Annotated in this window: 21 protein-coding genes; 11 read left to right on the top strand and 10 right to left on the bottom strand. The window is 67.7% G+C overall.

Annotated elements, in window-relative coordinates:
• The first annotated feature begins 64 nt into the window (after positions 1-64).
• Positions 65-3,664 carry an ATP-binding protein gene (locus VG561_RS03755; RefSeq protein ID WP_423179378.1) on the top strand — a complete coding sequence of 1,200 codons (3,600 nt, stop codon included), beginning with the start codon at positions 65-67 and terminating at the stop codon, positions 3,662-3,664.
• Here VG561_RS03755 and VG561_RS03750 read toward each other — a convergent pair.
• Complete coding sequence (locus VG561_RS03750) at positions 3,658-4,059, bottom strand: c-type cytochrome (RefSeq protein WP_014645538.1); 402 nt, start codon at positions 4,057-4,059, stop codon at positions 3,658-3,660. The two genes, VG561_RS03755 and VG561_RS03750, sit on opposite strands and share 7 nt — an antisense overlap.
• A gap of 65 nt (positions 4,060-4,124) precedes the next feature.
• The gene (locus VG561_RS03745; RefSeq protein WP_423179377.1) at positions 4,125-5,801 is read right to left on the bottom strand and encodes an electron transfer flavoprotein-ubiquinone oxidoreductase; all 1,677 of its coding nucleotides are present in this window, start codon (positions 5,799-5,801) and stop codon (positions 4,125-4,127) included.
• Between the two features lie 257 nt (positions 5,802-6,058).
• On the opposite strand from VG561_RS03745, the gene VG561_RS03740 reads away from it, so the two are divergent.
• Entirely contained in the window at positions 6,059-7,222 is a 1,164-nt protein-coding gene (locus VG561_RS03740; RefSeq protein ID WP_046427898.1) for an acyl-CoA dehydrogenase family protein, read from the top strand.
• Between the two features lie 203 nt (positions 7,223-7,425).
• On the opposite strand, the gene VG561_RS03735 is transcribed toward VG561_RS03740, so the two are convergent.
• A complete protein-coding gene (locus VG561_RS03735; RefSeq protein ID WP_049441773.1) occupies positions 7,426-7,905 on the bottom strand; it encodes a tRNA (cytidine(34)-2'-O)-methyltransferase in 480 nt (159 codons plus the stop codon).
• Positions 7,906-7,974: 69 nt separating this feature from the next.
• The gene (locus VG561_RS03730; RefSeq protein ID WP_014645542.1) at positions 7,975-8,451 is read right to left on the bottom strand and encodes a hypothetical protein; all 477 of its coding nucleotides are present in this window, start codon (positions 8,449-8,451) and stop codon (positions 7,975-7,977) included.
• 416 nt (positions 8,452-8,867) lie between these two features.
• Here VG561_RS03730 and VG561_RS03725 point away from each other — a divergent pair, with 416 nt between their 5' ends.
• The 4 genes from VG561_RS03725 (at position 8,868) to VG561_RS03710 (ending at position 14,400) form a co-directional block, all read left to right on the top strand.
• Positions 8,868-11,717 (top strand): M16 family metallopeptidase, encoded by a 2,850-nt coding sequence (locus VG561_RS03725; RefSeq protein WP_049441774.1) that lies wholly within the window; start codon positions 8,868-8,870, stop codon positions 11,715-11,717.
• Between the two features lie 214 nt (positions 11,718-11,931).
• A complete protein-coding gene (locus tag VG561_RS03720) occupies positions 11,932-12,249 on the top strand; it encodes a DUF4156 domain-containing protein (RefSeq protein WP_005407628.1) in 318 nt (105 codons plus the stop codon).
• A gap of 103 nt (positions 12,250-12,352) precedes the next feature.
• Positions 12,353-13,369, top strand: a complete 1,017-nt coding sequence (locus tag VG561_RS03715) for a 3-oxoacyl-ACP synthase III (protein ID WP_014035559.1) — start codon at positions 12,353-12,355, stop codon at positions 13,367-13,369.
• Positions 13,370-13,509: 140 nt separating this feature from the next.
• Entirely contained in the window at positions 13,510-14,400 is an 891-nt protein-coding gene (locus VG561_RS03710; RefSeq protein ID WP_049405193.1) for an alpha/beta fold hydrolase, read from the top strand.
• 111 nt (positions 14,401-14,511) lie between these two features.
• Here the strand turns inward: VG561_RS03710 and VG561_RS03705 are convergent, their stop codons facing one another.
• On the bottom strand, positions 14,512-14,943 hold the full coding sequence (locus tag VG561_RS03705; protein ID WP_029380125.1) for a YkgJ family cysteine cluster protein: 432 nt from the start codon (positions 14,941-14,943) through the stop codon (positions 14,512-14,514).
• 104 nt (positions 14,944-15,047) lie between these two features.
• Here VG561_RS03705 and oleC point away from each other — a divergent pair, with 104 nt between their 5' ends.
• From oleC to VG561_RS03690, 3 genes are all read left to right on the top strand, one after another.
• Entirely contained in the window at positions 15,048-16,706 is a 1,659-nt protein-coding gene (gene oleC, locus VG561_RS03700; protein ID WP_134808402.1) for an olefin beta-lactone synthetase, read from the top strand.
• Positions 16,703-17,695, top strand: coding sequence for a 2-alkyl-3-oxoalkanoate reductase (gene oleD / locus VG561_RS03695; RefSeq protein WP_014645546.1), 993 nt, complete (start codon positions 16,703-16,705; stop codon positions 17,693-17,695). The genes oleC and oleD overlap by 4 nt, the downstream gene beginning before the upstream one ends.
• Positions 17,696-17,776: 81 nt before the next feature.
• Positions 17,777-17,932, top strand: a complete 156-nt coding sequence (locus VG561_RS03690; protein WP_005407633.1) for a DUF1328 domain-containing protein — start codon at positions 17,777-17,779, stop codon at positions 17,930-17,932.
• Between the two features lie 76 nt (positions 17,933-18,008).
• On the opposite strand, the gene ddlA is transcribed toward VG561_RS03690, so the two are convergent.
• On the bottom strand, positions 18,009-19,103 hold the full coding sequence (gene ddlA, locus VG561_RS03685; RefSeq protein WP_053494686.1) for a D-alanine--D-alanine ligase: 1,095 nt from the start codon (positions 19,101-19,103) through the stop codon (positions 18,009-18,011).
• A 335-nt stretch (positions 19,104-19,438) separates the two neighbouring features.
• Here ddlA and VG561_RS03680 point away from each other — a divergent pair, with 335 nt between their 5' ends.
• Positions 19,439-20,074 carry a ubiquinone biosynthesis accessory factor UbiJ gene (locus VG561_RS03680; RefSeq protein ID WP_005420772.1) on the top strand — a complete coding sequence of 212 codons (636 nt, stop codon included), beginning with the start codon at positions 19,439-19,441 and terminating at the stop codon, positions 20,072-20,074.
• Positions 20,071-21,726 carry a ubiquinone biosynthesis regulatory protein kinase UbiB gene (gene ubiB / locus VG561_RS03675; RefSeq protein WP_014645548.1) on the top strand — a complete coding sequence of 552 codons (1,656 nt, stop codon included), beginning with the start codon at positions 20,071-20,073 and terminating at the stop codon, positions 21,724-21,726. Before VG561_RS03680 ends, ubiB begins: the two co-directional genes overlap by 4 nt.
• A 52-nt stretch (positions 21,727-21,778) precedes the next feature.
• Here ubiB and VG561_RS03670 read toward each other — a convergent pair whose 3' ends face one another.
• From VG561_RS03670 to VG561_RS03655, 4 genes are read right to left on the bottom strand one after another with little or no spacing between them, the layout of a single operon-like run.
• Positions 21,779-22,564 (bottom strand): YaiO family outer membrane beta-barrel protein, encoded by a 786-nt coding sequence (locus VG561_RS03670; RefSeq protein WP_032962225.1) that lies wholly within the window; start codon positions 22,562-22,564, stop codon positions 21,779-21,781.
• 4 nt (positions 22,565-22,568) lie between these two features.
• The gene (locus VG561_RS03665; RefSeq protein WP_032962223.1) at positions 22,569-23,174 is read right to left on the bottom strand and encodes an acetyltransferase; all 606 of its coding nucleotides are present in this window, start codon (positions 23,172-23,174) and stop codon (positions 22,569-22,571) included.
• Entirely contained in the window at positions 23,161-24,300 is a 1,140-nt protein-coding gene (locus VG561_RS03660; protein ID WP_014645551.1) for a glycosyltransferase, read from the bottom strand. Before VG561_RS03660 ends, VG561_RS03665 begins: the two co-directional genes overlap by 14 nt.
• Positions 24,300-24,911 (bottom strand): PIG-L deacetylase family protein, encoded by a 612-nt coding sequence (locus tag VG561_RS03655; RefSeq protein ID WP_014645552.1) that lies wholly within the window; start codon positions 24,909-24,911, stop codon positions 24,300-24,302. The genes VG561_RS03660 and VG561_RS03655 overlap by 1 nt, the downstream gene beginning before the upstream one ends.
• Between the last annotated feature and the right edge of the window lie 165 nt (positions 24,912-25,076).

The following is a 25,076-nucleotide window of genomic DNA, read 5'->3' as shown; positions in this document are numbered from 1 at the left end:
GCCATCGGGCACGCCGGGCCGCGACCATCGCGGTCCCTGGCAGGATTCTAGGAGATCGACGCAGATGCGTAGGTGGGCTGTTCGCGGGCTGCTCCTGCTGCTGGCGGTGCTGGCCCTGCCCGTGGCCCAGGCACAGCCGGCCCCTGGGCTGCTGCCGCTCAGCCCGTTGCAGCGCGAATACCTGGTGGCGCATCCGACCATCGTTGTCGGGCAGTATGACAGCGGTTGGCCGCCCTTCGAGTCCCTCCGTGACGGCCAGCAGGTCGGTCTGGGACCGGACTACCTGTCGCATCTTGCACGCCAGCTCGGCATGAAGGTCGAGGCGCGCCGCTATCCGGACTGGACATCCGTGCTGGATGCGGCATGTCGTGGCGAGATCGACGTGGTGATGAATGTCGGCCTCAGTGCCGACCGCACCCGCTGCATGGTCTATACCGCGGCCTACAGCGAAGCGCCGCTGGCCCTGGTGGGCCGGCCGGACGACCTGCGTGCCTCCGACATGCCCGACCTGGAGGGTCTGCGGGTGGTGGTCGAGCAGGATTTCCTGACCGGTCCGCAGGTGCGCGCCCGATTCCCGCGTGCCCGCCAGCTTGTCGTAAACGACACGTTGAGCGCATTGCAGATGGTCAGAGACGACAAGGCCGACGTCTACATCGGCAATGCCTTTGTCGCCACCGAGCTGATTGCCAGCCGGCGCCTGCAGGGCGTGGCGCTGTTGCGGCCCAGCGACCTGCCCCCTGAACGGCTGCACTTCGGCATTCCCAACAGCAAGCAACCCCTGGCTGAAGCCCTGGACCTGGCGCTGGCGGCCACCAGCCAGGCCCAGCGTGATGCCCTCGCACAACGATGGCTGCCACCGCCGCACTGGTCGGCATCGGCGCAGCTGGCGCTGAGCCAGGCCGAGAAGCGCGTGCTGGAGCAGCCGTTGAAGATCGGTTTCGCCCCGAATGCCGCGCCACTGTCGTTCACCGGCGAGGATGGCCGGCCCAGCGGGCTGGCCAGCGAATACCTGCAGCGCCTGATGCAGGCCGGTGCCAACCTGCAGGTCGAGGACAGCCACGACTGGTACGAGGTGCGCGAGAAGGCCCGCCGCGGTGAGCTGCAGGCGGTGATGGGCATTCCTGTCGATTCACGGTACCTGGGCCCGGACTGGGTGTTCAGCCAGCCCTTCATCAGCGTGCCGAACGTGATTGTGGTCAGGAGCGATGGCGAGTCGCTGCTGGGCCTGGCTGACCTGCAGGGCAAGCGCGTGCTGCTGTCCGACCCGGAGCGTGTGCGCGGCTACGTGCTGCAGCAGGCACCGCAGGCGCGGATCATCGCTGCACGCAGCGCCGAGCAGTCGCTGCAGCGCCTGCTCGCTGGCGACGCCGATGCGTACATCGGCAACCTTGCCGTGGTCGATCACCTGCTGCGCAGCCGTTTCCCGGGGCGGCTGCAGGTGGCGGCACCGGCCGGCTTCAACGACCAGCTGGTGCTGGCTGTGGACCGCCGCCACGCGGCACTGGCTACCACCTTCGATCGCCTGCTGCTGCAGATGACCCCACGCAAGCGCGAGGCCCTGCGCAATGCCTGGCTGGGGGTGGAGTACCGCAACGGTGTCGACTGGAACAAGGTGCTGCGGTGGGGCGTGCCGGTGCTGCTGGTGCTGCTGACCGCGCTGCTTGTACATGGCGTCGGCCATTGGCGGCTGCGCCGCGAGGTGGCAGGACGTCGCCAGCTGGAGCAGCGTCTGGCCGAGGTGACCGACAACCTGCCTGCAGTGGTCTATCAGGCGCGTCGCGACGCCGATGGCGCGCTCAGCTTCCCGTTCATCGCCGGTGACCTGCCTGCGTTGTTCGGCATTACACGGCAGCAGGCCGAACAGGATGCGAGGGTGTTGCTGGAACGCATCGAGGAAGAGGACCGCGCGCACATCCTGCACTCCATCGAGCAGGCCGCGCGCCAGTTCGCCCCATTGATCCTGGAGTTCCGCCTGCGCAGCGATGGGGAGGGCGTGCGCTGGGTGCGCAGCCAGGCCCACCCCTATGCCGCCGAAGAGGGCGCGGTGATCTGGAGCGGTTACTGGGTGGACGTGAGCGAAGCGCGGATGCAGGCCGATGCCCTGGCGGCGGCGAAGGCGGACGCCGAGCAGGCCGCCGAGGCCAAATCGCGCTTCCTGGCCACGATGAGCCATGAGATCCGCACGCCGATGAGTGGCGTGCTGGGGATGCTGGAGGTGCTGGCGCACTCACCGCTGGACAGCGAACAGCAGCGCATCCTCGGCGTTATCGAGGATTCGGCCCAGATGCTGCGGCAGATCCTCGATGACATCCTCGATTACTCGCGGCTGGAAGCAGGGGCGTTGCGCCTGGAACCGGTGCCGCAACCGCTGCGGCCCCTGCTGGAGAGCGTGTGCCGCCTGCTGTCGGCCCAGGCCAGCGCGCGTGGCCTGGCGCTGCACGTGCAGATCGATCCCGAGCTGGCGCCGGCCCACGAAGTGGACGGCGTGCGGCTGCGCCAGATCGTGTTCAACCTGCTCAGCAATGCCATCAAGTTCACCGCACAGGGCGAGGTGCGCCTGCAGCTGGAGGTGCTGGGGCCGACCAGCGAAGACGGCGTGCAACCGCTGTGCCTGAGCGTTACCGACACCGGCATCGGCATCGCACCGGAACAACTGCAGCACCTGTTCGCGCCCTTTACGCAGGCCGGTGCCTACATCCAGCGTGACCACGGCGGCACTGGCCTGGGATTGAGCATCTGCCAGCGACTGGTGCAGATGATGCAGGGCGAATTGACCCTGCACAGCACGCTGGGCGAAGGAACCCGCGCCGAAGTGCGGGTATCGCTGGTGGAGGCCGGCAGCGAGGACGCGGCGGCACTGCTGGCCGAGCAGGACCAGTCCGCGCTGCTGCCCGCCGCGCTGCGCCAGGCGCGGGTGCTGGTGATCGAGGACCACCCGACCAACCAGGCGATGATGGCGTGGCGGCTGCAGCAGCTGGGCGTGCCCCATGTGCTGCTGGGCGATGGCCAGCAGGCGCTGGATCGCCTGTCGTCGGAGAGCTTCGACCTGGTGATCACCGACTGCCGCATGCCGGTACTCGATGGATTTGGCTTCACCCGCCTGCTGCGCGAACGCGAGGGCCGTACCGGCCAGCCGCGGCTGACGGTGCTGGCGCTGACCGCCAGCGTGCTGGACGACGATGCGCGCCGCTGCCGCGAGGCCGGCATGGACGAGGTACTGGCCAAGCCGCTGTCGCTGGCCACGCTGCGTGCGGCGCTGCTGCGCTGGCTGCCGCAGGCCCAGGGCCAGTCGTTCGAGGTGCCGGTGCCGGAGGTTGCCGCCGACGACGGTGAAGCATTGCCTGATCTGGCCACCCTGCAGCAGCGCTTCGGCTCGCGCGTGGTGGCCGAGCAGCTGCGCGACAGCCTGTTGCAGGCCAGCGAGGGTGACCTGGCCGCCGTGCAGCGCGCCGTGCAGGCTGGCGACCGCCAGGCTGCGGCGCTGCACCTGCATCGCCAGGCCGGCGGGCTCGGGGCGATCGGGGCCACGGCACTGGCCCAGCAGGCCAATGCCCTGGTCGAGCGCCTGCAGGATGCGGCAGAGGCCGATACGGCGCCGTTGTTCGCCACCGTAACGACGTTCGTGGCGCGGCTGCAGCAACAGCTGCAGCGCCTGGCTCACTGAGCCGACTGCTGCTGCAGGTAGGCGATCACCAGGGCGCGGCGTTCTGCGCTGGGGAAGGCGTTGTACATGCGGGTGCCCGGCACCAGGTGCGTGGGTGACTGCAGGAAGGTATCCAGCGTCTGTGCGGTCCAGGTGATGTCGGCGCGGCGCATGCCGTCGGAATACCCATAGTCGGGCAGGCTGCCGGCGCGGCGGCCGATCACGCCGTGCAGGTTGGGTCCGAAGCGGTGGATGCCACCGGGCTGCACGGTGTGGCAGCCGGCACACAGTTCGAACGCGCGCTGCATGGCCTGCTGCCGGGCCTGTTCGGGCGTGGCCGGCACCGCGGGCGGGCGCTGGCAGGCCGTGGCAAGCAGGGCCACGGCAACGGCGGTGAGCAGGCGGCAGGCACGCATGGGTGGGCAGGATAGCGGTGCGGTGGAGCGGTCGGGCTGCGACACACGGTCGCAGCCCGGGGCGATCACATGCCCGAGTAGTTCGGGCCGCCGCCGCCCTGCGGGGTCACCCAGACGATGTTCTGGGTCGGATCCTTGATGTCGCAGGTCTTGCAGTGCACGCAGTTCTGCGCGTTGATCTGCAGGCGCGCGTTGTCGGCTTCGCCAACGAACTCGTACACACCGGCCGGGCAATAGCGGGCTTCCGGGCCTGCGTACTCGGCCAGGTTCACCTTCACCGGAATGCCGGGGTCCTTCAGCGTCAGGTGGCTGGGCTGGTTCTCGTCGTGGTTGGTGCTGCTCAGGAACACCGAGCTGAGGCGGTCGAAGGTCAGCACCCCATCCGGCTTCGGGTAGGCGATGCGGGTGTGCTTGGCGGCCGGTTCCAGGCAGGCATGATCCGGCTGCGTGCGGTGCAGGGTCCACGGCGGGTTGCGCACGCCCAGCTTCGGCAGCAGCCACTGCTCGACGCCGGTCATCAGCGTGGCCACGGTCTGGCCCTTCTTGAACCACTGCTTGAAGTTCTTGGCCTGCTGCAGTTCGGTGAACAGCCAGCTGGCTTCGAACGCCTTCGGGTAGGCGCTCAGTTCATCGTGCTGGCGGTCGGCGGCCAGCGCGTCGAACGCGGCGTCGGCGCACAGCATGCCGGTCTTGATCGCGGCATGGCTGCCCTTGATGCGGCTGGCGTTGAGGTAGCCGGCCTCGCAGCCGACCAGTGCACCGCCCGGGAACACCGTCTTCGGCAGCGACAGCAGGCCACCGGCGGTGATCGCACGCGCGCCGTAACCGATGCGGGTACCGCCTTCCAGATGCTTGCGGATGGACGGATGGGTCTTGAAGCGCTGGAACTCTTCGAATGGGCTCAGCCACGGGTTCCTGTAGTCCAGGCCTACCACGTAGCCGATGGCGACCTTGCCGCCGTCGGCGTGGTACAGGAACGCGCCGCCGTAGGTGTCGCTGTCCAGCGGCCAGCCGGCGGCGTGAACCACCAGACCCGGCTCATGCCGGGACGGGTCGATCTGCCACAGCTCCTTGATGCCGATGCCGTAGGCCTGCGGGTCCTTGCCTTCGTCCAGCGTGTAACGCGCGATCAACTGGCGGCCGAGATGGCCGCGCGCGCCTTCGGCGAAGATCGTGTATTTCGCCTGCAGCGCCATGCCGCGCTCGAACGCCGGGCCGATGCTGCCATCCTTCTCGATACCCATGTCGCCGGTGGCCACGCCGATCACTTCACCGTTGTCGCCGTACAGCACCTCGGCTGCGGCGAAGCCGGGGAAGATCGCCACTTCCAGCGCCTCGGCCTGCTGCGCCAGCCAGCGGGTCACTTCGCCCAGGCTGATGATGTAGTTGCCTTCGTTGTGGAAGCACTCCGGCAGCAGCGCGTTGGGCGTGCTGCGCGCGCCGGTTTCGCTGAGGAACAGGAATTCGTCACGGGTGACCTTCTGCTTCAGCGGTGCGCCGCGCTCGGCCCAGTCCGGGAACAGCTCGGTCAGCGCGCGCGGATCCATCACCGCACCAGACAGCACGTGCGCGCCTGGTTCGGACCCCTTCTCCAGCACGCACACCGACAACTCGCGGCCGGCTTCGAGCGCGCGCTGGCGCAGGCGGATCGCGGTGGCCAGGCCGGCGGGGCCGGCGCCGACGATCACCACGTCGAACTCCATTACTTCACGCGGGGGCAGGGCGTTGGCTTCAGCGCTCATCGATTGCATGACTCGTGGGTAGGGCCGGCATCGGGGCCACCGGCGGTGCCTGGGAATCGCGCGTGCGGCCACGGGCGAAACGGTTGTTTGAATGTGTCAGGGTACCGGGCCGCGCGTGATCGAGCTAGATCGCCGATGTTCACGTCACGATTGCTGCGGTGCAGCGTAAGGCTGCGGCCCGGGTGGGTGCCGACCCTGGTCGGCACGCTCTGCCCGGATGACCGACAATGGCCGGGTCCTGACTGCGCGTGAGTGCCATGGCTTTGCATCCGTACGATCTGTTCGATGTCCGTTCCCTGCTCAATGAGGAAGAGCGCGCGGTGCAGGAGAGCGTCGCCCGCTTCACCAACGAGCGCGTGCTGCCGATCATCGGCGATGCCTTCGACCAGGCCCGTTTCCCCTCTGAACTGGTGCCGGAGATCGCCTCGCTGGGCCTGCTGGGCGCCACCCTGCCGGCCGAATACGGCGGCGGTGATCTGGGTGCGGTCAGCTACGGCCTGATCTGCCAGGAGCTGGAGCGCGGCGATTCGGGCCTGCGCAGCTTCGTCTCGGTGCAGAGCTCGCTGTGCATGTACCCGATCTATGCCTACGGCAGCGAGGAACAGCGCCAGCAGTGGCTGCCGGCGATGGCACGCGGCGAGCTGATCGGCTGCTTTGGCCTGACCGAGGCGCATGGCGGTTCCGATCCGGCCAGCATGAAGACCCGCGCGGTGCGCGACGGCAGCGACTGGCGCATCAGCGGCAGCAAGATGTGGATCACCAGCGGCCCGGTGGCCGACCTGGCCATCGTCTGGGCGCAGACCGAGGACGGCATCCAGGGCTTCGTGCTGGAGAAGGGCATGGCCGGCTTCACCACGCAGGAGATCAAGCACAAGATGAGCCTGCGCGCGTCGCTGACCGGCGCGCTGTTCTTCGATGACGTGCGCGTGCCCGACAGCCATCGCCTGCCGAACGTGAAGGGCCTGAAGGGGCCGCTGGGCTGCCTGACCCAGGCCCGTTACGGCATCAGCTGGGGCCCGATCGGTGCCGCCGTTGCCTGCCTGGATGAAGCGCTGGGCTATGCCAAGGAGCGCGTGCTGTTCGGCCGCCCGCTGGCGGCCACCCAGAGCGCGCAGATCAAGCTGGCCGAAATGGCCCGCCGCATCACCACCGCGCAGCTGCTGGCCCTGCAGCTGGGCCGCCTGAAGGAAGCCGGGCAGCTGCAGCCGCAGCAGGTCAGCCTGGCCAAATGGAACAACTGCCGCATGGCGATCGACATCGCCCGCGAATGTCGCGATCTGCTGGGTGGGGCCGGCATCACCACCGAACACGTGGCGATCCGGCATGCACTGAACCTGGAATCGGTGATCACCTATGAAGGCACCGAGACCGTGCACCAGCTGGTGATCGGCCGCGAACTGACCGGCATCAACGCGTTCTGAAACCTGGTTCCGGTGGGTGCCAACCTTGGTTGGCACATCTTTCCAGAAGTTTCTGCAGCCGCCTTGACCTGTCTTTGGTAGGTGCCAACCTTGGTTGGCACACTCCTTCGGCACGCGACCGGGGAACAGTGCGGACCAAGGTCCGCACTCACCAGAAGCAGGTCACACCCACCAGCGGCGATCCACAGCCACCCCGGAGCGGTTTACGCGCCGCCGGCAAACCCATGCTGCCGCCACGCCTCGTACATCACCACGGCAACGGTGTTGGAAAGATTGAGGCTGCGGTTGCCCGGCCGCATCGGCAGGCGCAGGCGGCGGCCATCCGGCAGCGCATCGAGCACGTCCTGCGGCAGGCCACGGCTTTCCGGGCCGAACAGGAAGGCATCGCCATCTTCGAACGCCACGCTGTCGTAGCGGACGCTGGCACGCGTACTCAGGGCGAACAACCGCTTCGGTGCGATCCGCGCCAGCGCGGTGTCCAGGTCGGGGTGCACCTGCAGGCGCGAGTACTCGTGGTAGTCCAGGCCGGCGCGCTTGAGCTGCTTGTCTTCCAGTGCGAAGCCGAGCGGCTCGACCAGGTGCAGCTGCGCGCCGGTGTTGGCGCAGAGCCGGATCACATTGCCCGTGTTGGGCGGGATTTCCGGTTGGAACAGGATTACGTGGAACGGGGGCGCGGCATTCATCGGCGCAGTGTACCTGCGACGGCGGCCGCCTCTAGGGCGCACGCCCTGCGCTGGGCAGGGCGGCACCGCTTACGGGCGCAGCAGGACCTGGGCGGTTTCGGTGGCCAGGGCCTGCAGGTCGGCAGCGCTCGGACGCACCTGCAGGGCCGGCAGGTTGACGATCACCTGGTTGGCGACGCTGGTGGCAGCGGCAGCCAGGGTGGCGGCGTAGCGCTGGGCTTCCAGTTCGGCGGCCAGGGCGACGCGCTGTTCCAGGCTCGGGCGCACTTCCACCGAGGCCAGGGTGGTGATCGGCATCGCGGCGGCGACCGGGGCGGCGACGTAGCCGTTGCGCTCGGCCAGCTGGTCGGCGCTCGGGCGCACTTCCACGGTGGCCAGGGTCGGGATGCCGCTGGCCTGTTCCCAGGCCTGCTGGGCCAGCTGGTCGGCGGCCGGGCGAACCTGCACGGTGGCCAGGGTCTTGATGGATTCGGAGGCCTGCACCGACGAAACAACCGCGGTGCCGGCGATCAGGGCGATGGCGATGGCAATGGTCTTGGCGTTCATGACGGGGCCTGTTTAGTGTTGGTGATCAGTGGTGTGGTAGTAAGGTAGTACACCAATTCTGGGGATGCAAGAAGAATTTTCGATTTCCTGCATTTGTTCAGTCTTCAGTCAGTTTGCGTCTGAAGCCCTTCCTGGCGCAGGAAGTACCAAGCAATCCCCGTGCCAACTTTTATTCATTGATTTACAAGGGTTTTTTATCAATCGAAAAGTGTCCGGTGGGCGGACACCTGTCCATTCGATATGCCGCGGACACTGTCCGGACGCCTTCAGCCGGCACATGTGACGGTTCACGCCCCCCGGCTGGGGCCGGGCCGGATGGCCTTCAGGGCAAACACCCCCAGTGACTGGCGACCGATTCCTGCCGTTGCCTGCGCAGGCTAGGATCGGGATTCACCTATGTGACCAAGGATCCGGATATGTCTCTCGCCCTTCGCCCGCGCGCCGCATTGCTGGCCGTCGCCCTCAGCACCGCCCTGGGCACGCTTGCGCCCACCTCCGCGCTTGCCGCCAGGCCGACGGCACCGGCCAAGGTCGATATCCCGTACGAGCAGTTCACCCTGCCCAACGGCCTGCGCGTGATCGTGCATACCGATCGCAAGGCGCCGATCGTCGCGGTCAACGTCTGGTACCACGTGGGCAGCAAGGATGAGCCGGCCGGCCGCACCGGCTTCGCGCACCTGTTCGAGCACCTGATGTTCCAGGGCAGCGAGAACCACGACGGCGAATTCTTCGAACCGTTCAAGCAGGTCGGTGCCACCAACCAGAACGGCACCACCAACACCGACCGCACCAACTACTTCGAGAACGTGCCGACCACCGCGCTGGACATGGCGCTGTGGATGGAGTCGGACCGCATGGGCCATCTGGTCGGTGCGATCGACCAGGCTGCGCTGGACGAGCAGCGCGGCGTGGTGCAGAACGAGAAGCGCCAGGGCGAGAACCAGCCCTACGGCCAGGCCTGGGACCAGATCAACAAGGCGCTGTATCCGGTTGGCCACCCGTACCACCACGGCGTGATCGGCTCGATGAACGATCTCAACGCGGCCTCGCTGGATGACGTGAAGACCTGGTTCCGCACCTGGTATGGCCCGAACAACGCGGTGCTGGTGCTGGCCGGCGACATCGATCTGGCCACCGCCAAGGAGAAGGTCGCCAGGTACTTCGGCAGCATCCCTGCTGGCCCGACCATGGCGCAGCCGGCGGTGAACGTGGCCAAGCGCAGTGCCGATACCCGCGAGACGATGACCGACAAGGTGCCGCAGGCGCGCATCTACCGCGCCTGGAACGTGCCGCAGGTCGGCACCGCCGACATCGACCAGTTGCAACTGTTCTCCGAAGTGCTGGGCGGCGCCAAGTCCTCACGCCTGAGCCAGCGCCTGCAGCACCAGGACAAGCTGGTGGACAGCATCGGCTCGGGCCTGTCGACCTCGCAGCTGGGCTCCAACTTCGTGATCGTGGCGACCGTGAAGCAGGGCCAGGACCCGGCCAAGGTCGAGAAGATCATCGACGAGGAACTGGACCGCCTGATCAAGCAGGGCCCGACCGCGGCCGAGCTGGAGCGCGCCAAGACCGGCGCCCGTGCCGGCTTCATCCGTGGCATCGAGCGCATCGGTGGCTTCGGCGGCAAGGCCGATGCGCTGGCCGAGTGCGCGGTGTTCACCGGCGACCCGGGTTGCTTCCGCACCTCGCTGGCCAACATCGAGAAGGCCAGTGCCGCCGATCTGAGCCGCCTGGGCGCAGAGTGGCTGGACAAGGGCAGCCACACCCTGGTGATCGCACCGGGTGAGCGCGTGGCGCTGAAGGAAGAACCGAGCCAGACGCCGAAGCCGTTCACCGTGCCGGCGGTGGACCCGAAGTACAGCACCCTGCCGGAACAGGTGGACCGCAAGGCCGGCGTGCCGCAGACCCGCGAGTTCCCGCAGCTGAAGTTCCCGGCACTGCAGCGCGCCACGCTGAAGAACGGCACCCAGGTGATCCTGGCCGAACGCCACGAGATTCCGGTGGTGCAGTTCAGCTACCAGTTCCCGGGCGGCTTCAGCGCCGACCAGGGCCGCAAGCCCGGCACCGCCAACTTCACCATGAGCCTGATGACCGAAGGCGCCGGCAAGCTCGGTTCGCTGGCCTTCGCCGACGCCGCCGACGCACTGGGCGCCAGCCTGGATGCCTCGGCCGGCCTGGACTCGATGAGCGTGGACCTGTCGGCGCTGAAGGAAAACCTGGCACCGTCGCTGGCGCTGTACCGCGACCTGCTGCGCGAACCGCGTTTCGAGCAGGGCGAGATCGACCGGGTCAAGGCGACCTGGATCGCCGGCATCCAGCAGGAGAAGGTGAACCCGGGTGCGGTGGCCATGCGCGTGCTGCCGCCGCTGCTGTACGGCAAGGGCCACCCGTACGCCATCCCGTTCACCGGCAGCGGCGACGAGGCGGCGATCAACGGCCTCACCCGCGAAGATCTGGTTGATTTCCACCACGACTGGCTGCGCCCGCAGAATGGCACCCTGATCGTGGTCGGTGACACCACCCTGGCCGAGATCGTGCCGCTGCTGGACAAGCAGCTGGGTGACTGGAAGGCGACCGGCGAGGCGCCGCAGGTGAAGGCGGCCACCGATGTCGCGCTGCCGAAGGGCCCGCGCGTGTTCCTGATCGACCAGCCGGGTGCGGTGCAGGCCAACCTGTTCGCCGGCCAGGTGGTGGCGCCGTCCAGCGCCGCCAGTTCGACCCGCTTCGACATTGCCAACGGCGTGATCGGCGGCGACTTCACCTCGCGCCTGAACATGAACCTGCGCGAGGACAAGCACTGGTCGTACGGCGCGCGCAGCAGCGCGACCAGTTCGGTGGGCCAGCGCCCGTGGATGGCCAGTGCGCCGGTGCAGATCGACAAGACCGGCCCGGCACTGGCGGAAATGCGCAAGGAGATCGCCGCATTCGCCGACGGCAGCAAGCCGGCCACCGCTGCCGAAGTCAACCGCATCCGCAACATCCAGACCCTCAGCCTGCCCGGTGCCTACGAGACCGCCAGTGCCGTGGCCGCGACCATCGGTTCGATCGTGCAGTTCAAGCGCCCGGACGACTATGTGCTGCGTCGCAAGGCCGAGATCGAAGCGATGACCCCGGCGCAGGTGCAGCAGGCCGCTGCCGAGATCAAGCCGCAGGCCCTGACCTGGGTGGTGGTGGGCGATCTCAAGCAGACCGAAGCGGCCGTACGCGCGCTGAACCTGGGCGAGGTGACGGTGATCGACGCCGAGGGCAACCCGGTCAAGAAATAAGGCACGACCCGGCCCGCCTGTGGCGGGCCGGCTCCCCCGGTAGTGCCGGCCGCTGGCCGGCAACCCCTTAAGGGGTCGGAGCCCCCGCAGGGGGCTCTGACCCCTCCGCCGACCTGGGGTCGGATCCCCCGCAGGAGGCTCTGACCCCGGCCCCGGCTACCCCCGATTCAGGCTGTTCAGGCAGAATCGCCCCATACCCTTCCAGGATCTGCCCATGCGCGTTCTGCTGCTTTCCTCTCTGCTGCTCACCGTCACTGCCTGTACCTGGGTGCCGATCGAACCGGCCGGCAAGGCGACCCGCGTGTTGCCGGCAGGTCCGGTTCCGGCCGGCTGCATCGCCAAGGGCGAGGTGGTGGTCACCGTGAAGAGCAAGGTCGGCTTCTACAACCGCAACCCGCTGCGCGTGCAGGAAGAGCTGGAAACCCTGGCCCGCAACGAGGCCCCGAGTGCTGGCGCCAACGCCGTACAGGCCGCCGCCGCGCCCGCCGATGGCAGCCAGCGGTTCGCCGCGTTCCAGTGCCCGCCGCGCTGAACGCTTCACCATACGGCCAAGCCTGAATTCGTAAAGATGCGGTGAAGGCCCCGGGGGTTATAGAATAGCGCCCCCTTTTGCCTGAGCCTTGGCGCTAACCTCGATGCTCTTCAAGAATGTCTCGATCGCCGGCCTGGCACACGTTGATGCGCCGCATACGCTGACGACCAAGGAAATCAACGAGCGGCTGCAGCCGACGTTGGATCGCCTCGGTATCCGCACCGACGTGCTCGGCGATATCGCCGGCATCCATGCCCGCCGCCTGTGGGACAACGGCGTGCTTGCGTCCGATGCCGCCACCATGGCCGGCCGCAAGGCGCTGGAAGACGCAGGCATCGATGCGACGCAGGTCGGCCTGCTGGTCAACACCTCGGTCAGCCGCGACTACCTGGAGCCGTCCACCGCCTCGATCGTGTCGGGCAACCTCGGCGTCAGCGACGAGTGCATGACCTTCGACGTCGCCAATGCCTGCCTGGCCTTCATCAACGGCATGGATATCGCGGCGCGCATGATCGAGCGTGGCGACATCGACTACGCGCTGGTGGTGGATGGCGAGACCGCCAACCTGGTGTACGAGAAGACCCTGGAGCGCATGACCGCCCCGGACGTCACCGCCGACGACTTCCGCAACGAGCTGGCCGCCCTGACCACCGGTTCGGGCGCCGCCGCGATGGTGATGGCGCGCTCGGAACTGGTGCCGGATGCACCCCGCTACAAGGGTGGCGTGACCCGTTCGGCCACCGAGTGGAACCAGCTGTGCCTGGGCAATCTGGACCGCATGGTCACCGATACCCGCCTGCTGCTGATCGAAGGCATCAAGCTGGCCCAGAAGACCTTCACCGCCGCCAAGATCGCCTTGGGCTGGGCCGTGGAAGAGCTGGACCAGTTCGTGATCCATCAGGTCAGCCAGCCGCACACCGCTGCGTTCATCAAGAACTTCGGCATCGACCCGAAGAAGGTCATGACCATCTTCGGCGAGCACGGCAACATCGGCCCGGCCTCGGTGCCGATCGTGCTGAGCAAGCTCAAGCAGCTGGGCAAGCTGAAGAAGGGCGATCGCATTGCACTTCTGGGCATTGGTTCCGGCCTGAACTGCTCGATGGCTGAAGTGGTCTGGTAAGCAGCCCGCTGCCCGACCTCCTGTAGAGCCGAGCCATGCTCGGCTCACGCGCGCAGCGCGGCTCTTCCGCAGCGGACCGGAGAGCAGCCGAGCATCGGTTCGGCTCCACATTGCGCCGCGACTCTCCCTAGGTGCTCCGCATGCGCGATCTTCCCGGTTACCCCGCCCACCCGCAGCGCTTCGAGGTTCGCCCCGGCCTGTCGATGAACTATCTCGACGAAGGCCCGCGCGATGGCGAAGTGGTGGTGATGGTGCATGGCAACCCGTCGTGGAGCTATTACTGGCGCACGCTGGTGGCCGGCCTGTCGGACACATACCGCTGCATCGTGCCGGACCACATCGGCATGGGCCTGTCGGACAAGCCCGATGACAGCCGCTACGAGTACACGCTGCAGTCGCGCGTTGACGACCTCGATGCGCTGCTGAAGCACCTGGGCATCACCGGCCCGGTGACCCTGGCGGTGCACGACTGGGGCGGCATGATCGGTTTCGGCTGGGCGCTGTCGCACCACGACCAGGTCAAGCGCCTGGTGGTGCTCAATACCGCCGCGTTCCCGATGCCTGCGGCGAAGACGATGCCGTGGCAGATCGCGCTGGGCCGCCACTGGAAGATCGGCGAGTGGATCATCCGCAGCTTCAATGCGTTCTCGTCCGGTGCCTCGTGGCTGGGCGTGGAGCGGAAGATGCCGGCCGACGTGCGCCGCGCCTACGTGTCGCCGTACAACAGCTGGGCCAACCGCATCAGCACCATCCGTTTCATGCAGGACATCCCGCTGTCGCCGGCCGACAAGGCCTGGTCGCTGCTGGAGCGGGCCGGCAAGGCGCTGCCGTCGTTCGCCGACCGACCGGCCTTCCTCGGCTGGGGCCTGCGCGACTTCGTGTTCGACCACCACTTCCTGAAGGGCTTCCAGGCCGCGTTGCCGCAGGCCCAGGTGCATGCCTTCGAGGACGCCGGGCACTACGTGCTGGAAGACAAGCACGAAGTGCTGGTGCCGGAGATCCGCGCGTTCCTGGACGCCAACCCGATCTGATCGGTGTGCCGACCAACGGTCGGCACCCACCCCTTCCTCTTCCGGTGGGTGCCGACCGTTGGTCGGCACACCCGAAGGGTTCATGAGGTTGCCGGCCAGCGGCCGGCACTACTACGCCGCGACCGGTGCCTGCGGCGGTGAGGACGGGCTGTTGCCGTTGTCGTCCGGGTGATCGTCGTCATTATCGGCATCATCGCGCCAGCGCCAGTCGGCCAGCGTCAGCGGGTCCAGGCCATAGGCGATGCGTGCCTTGTCGCACTGCGGGCTGGCCTTGCCGTACTCCCACGATGCATCCACCTCACGGCACACGCTGGGCCGGTTGGGGTGGATGGTGCAGCGTGAGTACACGCCGATCTGCGCGTCCAGCGCCACGCAGCGCACCGGCTTGGAGTGGGTGCCGCGCATGCACAGGCGGTGCGGGTCCAGCACCTCGGTCAGCTGGTGCGGCACGCCGCCGGGGGTGACCTCGTCCGATTCCATCCAGTGGAAGGCCACGCGGTATTGGGTGCAGCAGGCGCCGCAGGTCATGCAGGGATGTTGCATGGGCAAGCCGCCTCGGGCGGCAGTCGGAATCAGGAACGAGGGTGCGGATTTTCCACGAAGTGGGCCGCCGCGCAAGAAATTCCGTAAGCGGCGACAATGAACGGATGAACCGACCCTGCAACATTGCCGCGCGCCTGCCTGAACTGGCGCGTGAACGCCCTGACCAGATCGCCATCCGCTGCCCGGGCCGCCGGGGCGCCGGCAACGGCATGGCCGCCTACGATGTCACCCTGGATTACCGCCAGTTGGACGCCCGCAGTGATGCCATGGCCGCCGGCCTGGCCGGCTATGGGATCGGCCGTGGAGTGCGCACGGTGGTAATGGTGCGGCCGTCGCCGGAGTTCTTCCTGCTGATGTTCGCGTTGTTCAAGCTGGGCGCGGTGCCGGTGCTGGTCGATCCGGGCATCGACAAGCGCGCGCTGAAACAGTGCCTGGACGAGGCGCAGCCGCAGGCCTTCATCGGCATTCCGTTGGCGCACGTGGCGCGGCTGGCGCTGCGCTGGGCGCCGTCGGCGACCCGCCTGGTCACCGTTGGCCGCCGCCTCGGCTGGGGTGGTACCAGCCTGGCTGCGCTGGAGCGCGCCGGCGCCAAGGGCGGGGCGATGCTGGCCGACACCGATGGCGAGGACATGGCGGCGATCCTGTTCACCAGCGGCTCCACCGGTGTGCCCAAGGGCGTGGTCTACCGCCACCGCCACTTCGTGGGCCAGATCCAGCTGCTGGGCAGCGCGTTCGGCATGGAAGCGGGCGGCGTGGACCTGCCGACCTTCCCGCCCTTTGCCTTGTTCGACCCGGCGCTGGGCCTGACCTCGGTGATCCCGGACATGGACCCGACCCGGCCGGCGCAGGCCGATCCGGCACGCCTGCACGATGCCATCCAGCGCTTCGGCGTGACCCAGCTGTTCGGCTCGCCGGCATTGATGCGGGTGCTGGCCCGGCATGGCCGGCCGTTGCCGACGGTGACCCGGGTGACCTCGGCCGGTGCGCCGGTGCCGCCGGACGTGGTCGCCACCATCCGCAGCCTGCTGCCCGCCGATGCGCAGTTCTGGACCCCGTACGGCGCCACCGAGTGCCTGCCGGTGGCGGTGGTCGAGGGGCGTGAGCTGGAGCGTACCCGCGCGGCCACCGAGGCCGGCGCCGGCACCTGCGTGGGCAGCGTGGTGGCCCCGAACGAAGTGCGCATCATCGCCATCGATGACGCGCCGCTGGCCGACTGGTCGCAGGCGCGCATGCTGGCGGTTGGCGAAGTGGGAGAAATCACGGTGGCTGGCCCGACCGCCACCGACAGCTACTTCAACCGCCCGCAGGCCACGGCCGCAGCTAAGATCCGCGAGACGCTGGCCGATGGCAGCACCCGCATCGTCCATCGCATGGGTGACGTGGGCTACTTCGATGCGCAGGGCCGGCTGTGGTTCTGCGGGCGCAAGACCCATCGCGTGGAAACCGCACAAGGGCCGCTGTACACCGAACAGGTCGAGCCGGTGTTCAATACCGTGCCCGGCGTGGCACGCACGGCACTGGTCGGCGTTGGCCCGGCGGGTGCGCAGGTACCGGTGCTGTGCGTGGAACTGCAGCGTGGCCAGAGCGACAGCCCGGCGTTGCAGGAAGCGCTGCGTGCGCATGCCGCAGCGCGCACCCCTGAGGCCGGCCTGCAGCACTTCCTGATGCATCCCGCGTTCCCCGTCGATATCCGTCACAACGCCAAGATCGGCCGCGAGAAGCTCGCCGTCTGGGCCAGCGCCGAACTGGAGAAGCGCGCATGAAGATCCTGGTCACCGGTGGTGGTGGTTTCCTTGGCCAGGCGCTGTGCCGCGGGCTGGTCGAACGTGGCCACCAGGTGCTGGCGTTCAACCGCAGCCACTACCCGGAACTGCAGGCCATGGGCGTGGGCCAGATCCGCGGCGATCTGGCCGATGCGCAGGCAGTGCTGCACGCGGTGGCCGGCGTCGATGCGGTGTTCCACAACGGCGCCAAGGCCGGCGCCTGGGGCAGCTATGACAGCTACCACCAGGCCAACGTGGTCGGCACCGACAATGTCATTGCGGCATGCCGCGCGCACGGCATCAACCGGCTGGTCTACACCTCAACGCCCAGCGTGACCCACCGCGCCACGCATCCGGTGGAAGGCCTGGGGGCTGACGAGGTGCCGTACGGCGAGGACTTCCAGGCACCGTATGCGGCGACCAAGGCGATCGCCGAACAGCGCGTGCTGGCCGCCAACGATGTATCGCTGGCGACGGTGGCACTGCGCCCGCGCCTGATCTGGGGCCCGGGTGACCAGCAGCTGGTGCCACGCCTGGCCGAGCGTGCACGTCAGGGTCGCCTGCGCTTGGTCGGCGACGGCAACAACAAGGTCGATACCACCTACATCGACAACGCCGCACTCGCGCATTTCCTCGCTTTCGAGGCATTGGCGCCGGGTGCCGCGTGTGCGGGCAAGGCCTACTTCATTTCCAACGGCGAACCGCTGCCCATGCGCGAGCTGGTCAACCGGCTGCTGGCCGCTGTTGGCGCGCCGACGGTGGACAAGGCGATCAGTTTCAAGACCGCCTATCGCATCGGCGCGGTCTGCGAACGGCTGTGGCCGCTGCTGCGCCTGCGTGGCGAGCCGCCGCTGACCCGCTTCCTGGCCGAGCAGCTGTGCACGCCGCACTGGTACAGCATGGAGCCGGCCCGCCGGGATTTCGGCTATGTGCCGCAGGTCAGCATCGAAGAAGGGCTGCGCAGGCTGAAGGCTTCATCTGCTGCATAGATCGCCGTCACTGGTTGCACACCGCAGGATCGGGAGGATGGACCCACGCCATCCAAGGCTCGACCACCCGCGAGGAGCGCCATGCTGCATTACGCCATCATTTTCTTTGTCATCGCCATCATCGCCGCCGTTCTGGGCTTTTCCGGCATTGCCGGCGCCGCAACGAACATCGCCTGGATCCTGTTCGTGGTGTTCCTGATCCTTGCGGTGATCTCGATGTTCCGCAAGCGCGGCTAGCCGGTAGTGCCGGCCGCTGGCCGGCATCGCTTTCCGCAGAGTCGAGCCATGCTCGGCTCTGCGGGCGATCACAACGCTACGCGGCGCTGTGCAATCCGCGATCGGCTTCGTGACGCTCCAGTGCCAGTTCGATCAGGCGCGTAATCAACGTCGTGTAATCGACTCCGCTGGCACCCCACAATTTCGGGTACATGCTGATGCGGGTGAAGCCCGGCAGCGTGTTGACCTCGTTGATGACGATCCCGCCGCCCGCAGTTAGGAATACGTCCACGCGCGCCATGCCGGCACACTCCAGCGCCTGGTAGGCCTGCAGTGCGATCTGCTGGATGCGCGCCTGGGTTGCGGCATCGATATCCGCAGGTACCACCACCTCGGCGCCAGTTTCGTTGATGTACTTGGTGTCGTAGGCGTAGAACTCGTCGTGCACCACCACCTCGCCGCACAGGCTGGCCTGCGGGTGCGCGTTGCCCAGTACCGCGCACTCGATCTCGCGGCCGACCACCGCCGATTCCACCAGCACCTTGTGGTCGTAGCGCAGCGCCAATGCCAGTGCGTCGGCGAAGCCCGCTGCGTCCTTGACCTTGCTCACGCCCACCGACGAACCCTGGTTGGCCGGCTTCACGAACAGCGGCAGACCGAGCTGTGCGATCACCGCATCGACATCGACCGTTGCCGCCTGGTGGCGACGGATGCACAGCCACGGTGCCACCTGCAGGCCAGCGTCGCGCAGCAGGCGCTTGGTCACGTCCTTGTCCATCGCCACTGCCGAACCCAGTACCGGCGAGCCGACGAAGGGCAGGTTGGCCATGCGCAGCAGGCCCTGCAGCGCACCGTCTTCGCCCAGCGGCCCATGCACGATCGGCAGCACCACATCGATCTGGCCCAGCGCGCTGGCCGGATCGGACGGCTGCAGCTGTGCCTGTTCCGCACCCGGGCGCACTGCCAGCGACTGGCCCGAGCGATGCAGCGCGATGCGCGACGGATCATCGGCGTTGATCAGGAAGGTGTCCGGCTGGTTCAGATGCCACTGGCCCTGCTTGTCGATGCCGACCAGCACCGGCTCGAAGCGCTCGCGATCAAGCGCATCGAGGATGTTCTTCGCCGACTGCAGTGAAACCTCGTGCTCGGAGGATTTGCCCCCGAAGATGATGCCGACCCGGGTCCGTGCCATGGGAATGCGATGTCCTGTGCGTTGCGTGGCCGTACAGCATGAACCTTCCATAGCCACCCAGGTGAGGCACAGATGAATCACCGGGCTGCCGGCTCGGGTAGCGGCCAACCATGGTTGGCCCCCTGACATCCAGCGCCGACCAAGGTCGGCATCTACCAACGCCAGATCCCATCAGCATTGGGGTCAGAGCCCGTTGCGCAGCAACGGGACCCACCCCGCCATCCCACGGATCGCCAGCTTTTGATGTTGATCTTGCCGGCCAGCGGCCGGCACTACCGCGGGTGCGGGGCGGCAGCCCGGCGCAAGCCCCCCACCCACGCAGGTAGAATGCGCACATGGCTCTTTCCCTGCTCAAGTCCCTCAAGCCGGTCGCTGGCCGCGCCCTGCAGATCGCCCTGAACCGCGCGCTGGCGCTGGATCCGGATACCCGCCATGCACTGGCCAGCCTCGATGGCCGGCACATCGACCTGACCCTGGAAGCGCCGTCGCTGGCGATGCGCATCAGCGTCGACGGCGACCAGCTGCGGGTCGGCCCGGTGGATGCGCAGGAAGCCGACCTGGCCGTGCGCAGCAGCCTGGCCGGTGTGCTGGCGCAGCTGCCGCTGCTGGCCAACGCACGGCGCGGCGAGTCCAACAACAAGGGCCGTGTACGCGTGGCCGGTGACGCCGAACTGGCGCGACGCCTGCAGCAGCTGGCCAAGGGTTTCGATCCGGACTGGCAGCAGCCGTTCGTCAGCGTGTTCGGCGAGGTACTGGGTGTGCAGGTGGCCAACACCCTGCGCAGCGCCCTGCAGCACGCGCGCCAGGGTGCGATCGATCTGGCCCACAGCGCTGCCGAGTTCATCACCGAGGAATCGCGCGACGTGGTACCGCGCGCCGAACTGGATGCCTTCCACGATGATGTGGACGTACTGCGTGATGACGTCGAGCGCCTTGGCGCGCGCGTCCAGCGCCTGCGGGGTGCCGCATGAAGGCCGTGCTGCGGGCAAGCCGCATCGGCCGGGTGATCCTGCGCTACCGCCTGGACGACCTGCTGCACGGCACGCCGGCTGAGCGCTGGCTGCGCCTGGCCAAACCGTTCGTGCCGCGTGCTTCGGCCGACATCGCTGTACAGTCGCGCGGTGCGCGCCTGCGCCTGGCGCTGCAGGATCTCGGTCCGATCTTCGTCAAGTTCGGCCAGATCCTGTCCACCCGCCGCGACCTGGTGCCGCCGGACGTGGCCAACGAACTGACCCTGCTGCAGGACCGGGTCAAGCCGTTCGACGGCGATACCGCGCGCCGCATCGTCGAGGAAGCACTCGGCCTGCCGGTCAGCGAGGCATTCGCCAGCTTCGATACCGAACCGCTGGCCTCGGCCTCGATCGCACAGGTGCATGCGGCCACGCTGGCCGATGGCCGCCAGGTGGTGGTCAAGGTGCTGCGCCCGGGCATCGAGAAGCAGATCGACGCCGACATCGCCCTGCTCAACTCGCTGGCCGCCCTGGTCGAGCGTACCCATCCGCGTGCCGACAAGATCCGTCCGCGCGAAGTGGTGGCCGAAGTCGAGAACACCCTGGCCGCTGAGCTGGACCTGCAGCGCGAAGGCGCCAATGCCAGCGTGCTGCGCCGCTTCTGGGAAAACAGCGACGACCTGTACGTGCCGGAAGTGATCTGGAGCCACACCGCCGAGCGCGCGCTGACCCTGGAGCGCGTGTGGGGCATTCCGTCCGATGACATCGCTGCACTGGACAAGGCCGGCATCGACCGCAAGGCGCTGGCCGCCAAGGGCGTGCGGGTGTTCTACACCCAGGTGTTCCGCGACAACTTCTTCCATGCCGATGCGCACGCCGGCAACATATGGGTCGATACCGATCCGTCGCGTCGCGCCAACCCGCGCTTCATCGCGCTGGACTTCGGCATCATGGGCCAGCTGTCGCAGGAAGATCAGTACTACCTGGCCGAGAACTTCATGGCCATCTTCAACCGCGATTATCGCCGCATCGCCGAACTGCACGTGCAGGCGCGCTGGATGCCGGACAACGTGCGCATCGATGATCTGGAAGCGGCCGTGCGTTCGGTGTGCGAGCCGTACTTCACCCGCCCGCTGTCGCAGATCTCGCTGGCCGAAGTGCTGATGAAGCTGTTCCGCGTGGCGCAGCGCTACCAGCTGACCCTGCAGCCGCAGCTGATCCTGCTGCAGAAGACCCTGCTGAACATCGAAGGTGTCGGGCGCCAGCTGGATCCGCAGATCGACATCTGGGCGGTGGCCAAGCCGGTGCTGGCGAAGATCCTGCGCGAGCGCTACAGCCCGCGTCGGGTCGTGCGCGAGATCGGCAAGCGCTTGCCGGAAATCATGACCCACGCGCCGGACATGCCGCGCCTGGTGCACGCCTGGCTGACCCAGCAGGTGGAGGGCCGCCATGAGCTGGCGATGCGCTCGCGCGATCTGGTCGCGCTCGATGCCAGCGTGCAGCGCCTGCAGAAGCGCGCGGTCGGTGCGATCACCGGCGTCGGCCTACTGGCCATCGCCGCACTGGTGTACGTGCTGCAACCGCCAGGCTGGTACTGGGGCGACCTGCCGATGTGGAGCTGGGTGTCCGGTGCCGTCGGCGCGCTGGCGCTGGCGCGCGCGTGGTGGCGCTGAAGCCTGTTGATCGAGGGTCGGCGGCGTCACGCGCCGCCGACCGGCCACGGCTCTACCAGTGGTAGCCCAGGCCCAGGTGCGACTGCACGCTCTGGAAGCGGTCCAGGCGCGTCCTGTGCCAGGTCTTGCCAATGCCCATGTCCAGCACCAGATGCTCCCCCAGCGGCTGGCTGCGGCGCAGGAAGGCACGACGTGCATCGTGTTCGCGCAGCAGCAGCGGATCGGAATCGGCGGTGTAGCCGGACGTACCGCTGCCCAGCCACAGCTGGGTCGAACCACCGCCCTGAGCATCCTTCAGGCGCAGTGACAGCGTGGTGCCATGGCCGTCGGGCCCATTGGACTGGCGATGCCGCTCGTGGCGCAGTGAGGTGGTCACGCGCGGGAAGTAGTGCGAGGCACCTACCGACCAGCCACTCACGTATGCGCCGGCATGGTACTGGGCGTACTTGCCGCCCACGCTCAGCACGGTCTGCGGTGCCACCTTCCACTGGAAGTCCTGGTTGAGCTGGCGGTTGACGAATACCGGGTCATCGTTGGAGGCGGTGAAGGCGGTGCGGGTCGAAAAGCGTTGACTCCAGCGCTGGTGCAGGGAGCCCTGCACCCGATTGCCGCTGAAGCGCTTGCTGCCGTAGTCGCGTTCACCATGGGCCAGGCCCAGATGCCAGCGGCTGTCACCGCTGCGACCGGCCACATCCACGGTCTGTACGTCGCGCTTGCCAAAGCCATCGGTGTAGTCGGCATGATCCAGCTGCACCGAGACCCGGTCGATGCCGGCATGGGCGCTGGACACAGCCAGCAGCAGGGCGCACGGCAGTGCGCCACGGATGATCAATCGCATGGGGTTACTCCAGGGGTTGGGAATGCAGCGACTGCAGCAGCCGGTAGCGACCGGGCGGCAGGTTTCGTTCCACGGTGATGCGCGGGCCGAACTGGCTGCCCGGGGCGACGATGCGACCGGGCAGGATGATCACGCCGACGCCCAGCGCGGCACCTTCGCCGATCCAGGCGCCGAGCTTGTCGCGCTGGCTGTCGATGACGGTGTCGCCGATGTGGACGGTGACCGTTGCGCCATCCAGGCGATGGTTGCTGGTACGCACCAGCGCGCCCAGGTAGGCACGGGCGTCGACGCGGCTGTCGGCGATGAAGCACTGCGGGCCGATGCAGGCGCCGTCGCCGATCAGTGCGTTCTTCAGTTCACTGGCAAAGCCGATGCGCACACCGTCACCGATGTGCAGCGGACCGCGCAGCAGTGCGTTGTTGCCGATCAGGCAGTCGCGGCCGATCGATACCGGCCCGTGCAGCTGGGCGCCGTCGCAGATGCGGCTGCCAGCGCCGATCCGTACCTCGCCCCGCACGATCGCACGCGGCGAAACCTGGGCGCTGGAATCGACGTGGGGTGGCAGCGTCGATAGCGCGTCGGCCATGGCGGCGAGGTCATTCCACCACATGCGGATACCTGGTCGGCTTGTCGCGTGCCGGCTCGCGGCCGGTAAACAGCCCGGCCACGCCATGCATCAGCCAGATCGCATAGGCGAGCAGCACGTACAGCATCGAGAACGCGGCGGCAGGGACCAGCGACGCGCGGCGGTGGTGGATCGCACTGATCACCGCCAGCAACATGACGATGCCGATCCAGAACAACGGCATCACCGACAGGGCGAGGCCACCCGGCCCATGCAGCTGGGCCGCACCGAACCAGACCTGCAGCGTCAGCACGATGCCGGCAAGGGCAAGCAGCATCATCGGCAGGATGCTGAACACGCCGAAGCGGGTCAGCAGCAGGCCGCGATGCAGGCGCATGCATACCGCATAGCCGACGATCCAGCGTCGCCAGCGCCGCCATTCCTCCACCAGCGTGTTGCATTCCTGCGGGTAGACCACGCAGCGCACGCTCTGGCGGACACGGTAGCCCTGCGCGACCAGCGACCAGGACATGTCCAGGTCTTCGACGCGGGTACGGTCGGAGAAACCGACCTTGCGCAGCACCGAGGTGCGGAACAGGCCACACGAGCCGGAGACGATGAACGGTGCGCCGCCCAGCCATTGCTGGAAGCTGCGCTTGATGACGATCATCGGCAGCTTCAGGCTGGCGCGCACATGCGGCAGGAAGCCGGCACCCTGCAGGCTGGACGAGGGTACGCCACCGACCGCATCGGCACCGCGCTCGATCTCGTCCAGCAGGTGGCCCAGGCCATGGCCGCGCGGATCGATGTGGGTGTCGGCGTCGGTCAGGAACACCTGCTCGGCGGTGGCGTGCCGCAGGCCATGCATCAGCGCGCCGCCCTTGCCGGTGTTGGCCTGGTGCACGGCCACGAGGCGCCCGGGCCAGCGCGCCTGCAGCGCATCAAGTACCTGGGCGGTGTTGTCGGTCGAACCGTCGTTCACGCAGATCACCCGTGCCACGTAGGGGTTCTGCAGCAGGCCGGTCAACGAGCGCTCCAGGCACGGCGCTTCGTTGTAGGCCGGCACGATCGCATCGATGCTGTACAGGCGCGTGCTGGGGCGACGCGAGGCCTGCACGCACACACGCACCAGGATGAAGGCACACATGGCCAGGAACAGCAGCGTTTTCATCACAGCACCAGCCGGTAGGGCACGAAGCCCTCACTGGGGCCGATGCCGATCTGCTGGCCGCGGAACTGCGCGTGACAGCGCAGGTGGTCCTCCTGCATGTAGTGGCGATCGCCCTGGCTGGCATGCTCGCGCAACGCATGGATCTTCAGGTCCAGTTGTGCGCTGATGTCCTCGAACACCTGCGGTGCGAACTGCGGCAGGGTGCTGGGGCTCTCGTAGCAGAGGATCTGCGGGATGCTGCGGCAGGCGATGATTGACGCTTCATGGACGGTGCGATGGTCCTGGTGGTGGTCTTCGCCGCACATCGTGTAGACGCGATGCGGTGCGATCTGCGCGCAGGCCTGCTCGATCACCGCGACGATGTCGTTGCGGCAGGCAGGAAAGCGCGTATCCGGGAAATCCTGCTGGATCACCTCGGTCACACCCAGGCGGCGCAACGCGCGGTGGGATTCGTCGCTGCGGTCGATGCCGGCATGGCAGCCACGGCCACCACGGCTGAGCACCAGCGCATGGATGCGTGCACCGTCGCGGGCCAGCTTGGCCAGGCTGCCGCCGCAACCGAGTTCGATGTCGTCGGGGTGGGCGCCGATTGCCAGAATGTCGAGAACCATGGCCGTGTCCTTGCGGAAACCAATGAGGGCCGCGGGCCGGTGGACCATCCCGCGTGAAGAAGGCGGGAACTATCGCAACCTCATCGGAGTACAGGCTTAAGAGAAGTACGAAATGTGGCCGGACAGGCCACAATGCTCACCCTTGCTGTGGCAAATGAAAGAAGC

This window comes from Stenotrophomonas sp. CASM110 (assembly GCF_049384345.1).
Classification (GTDB): Bacteria; Pseudomonadota; Gammaproteobacteria; order Xanthomonadales; family Xanthomonadaceae; genus Stenotrophomonas; species Stenotrophomonas muris.
The sequence above is the reverse complement of the archived record's forward strand: the minus strand, read 5'-3'. Positions and strand labels throughout refer to the sequence as shown.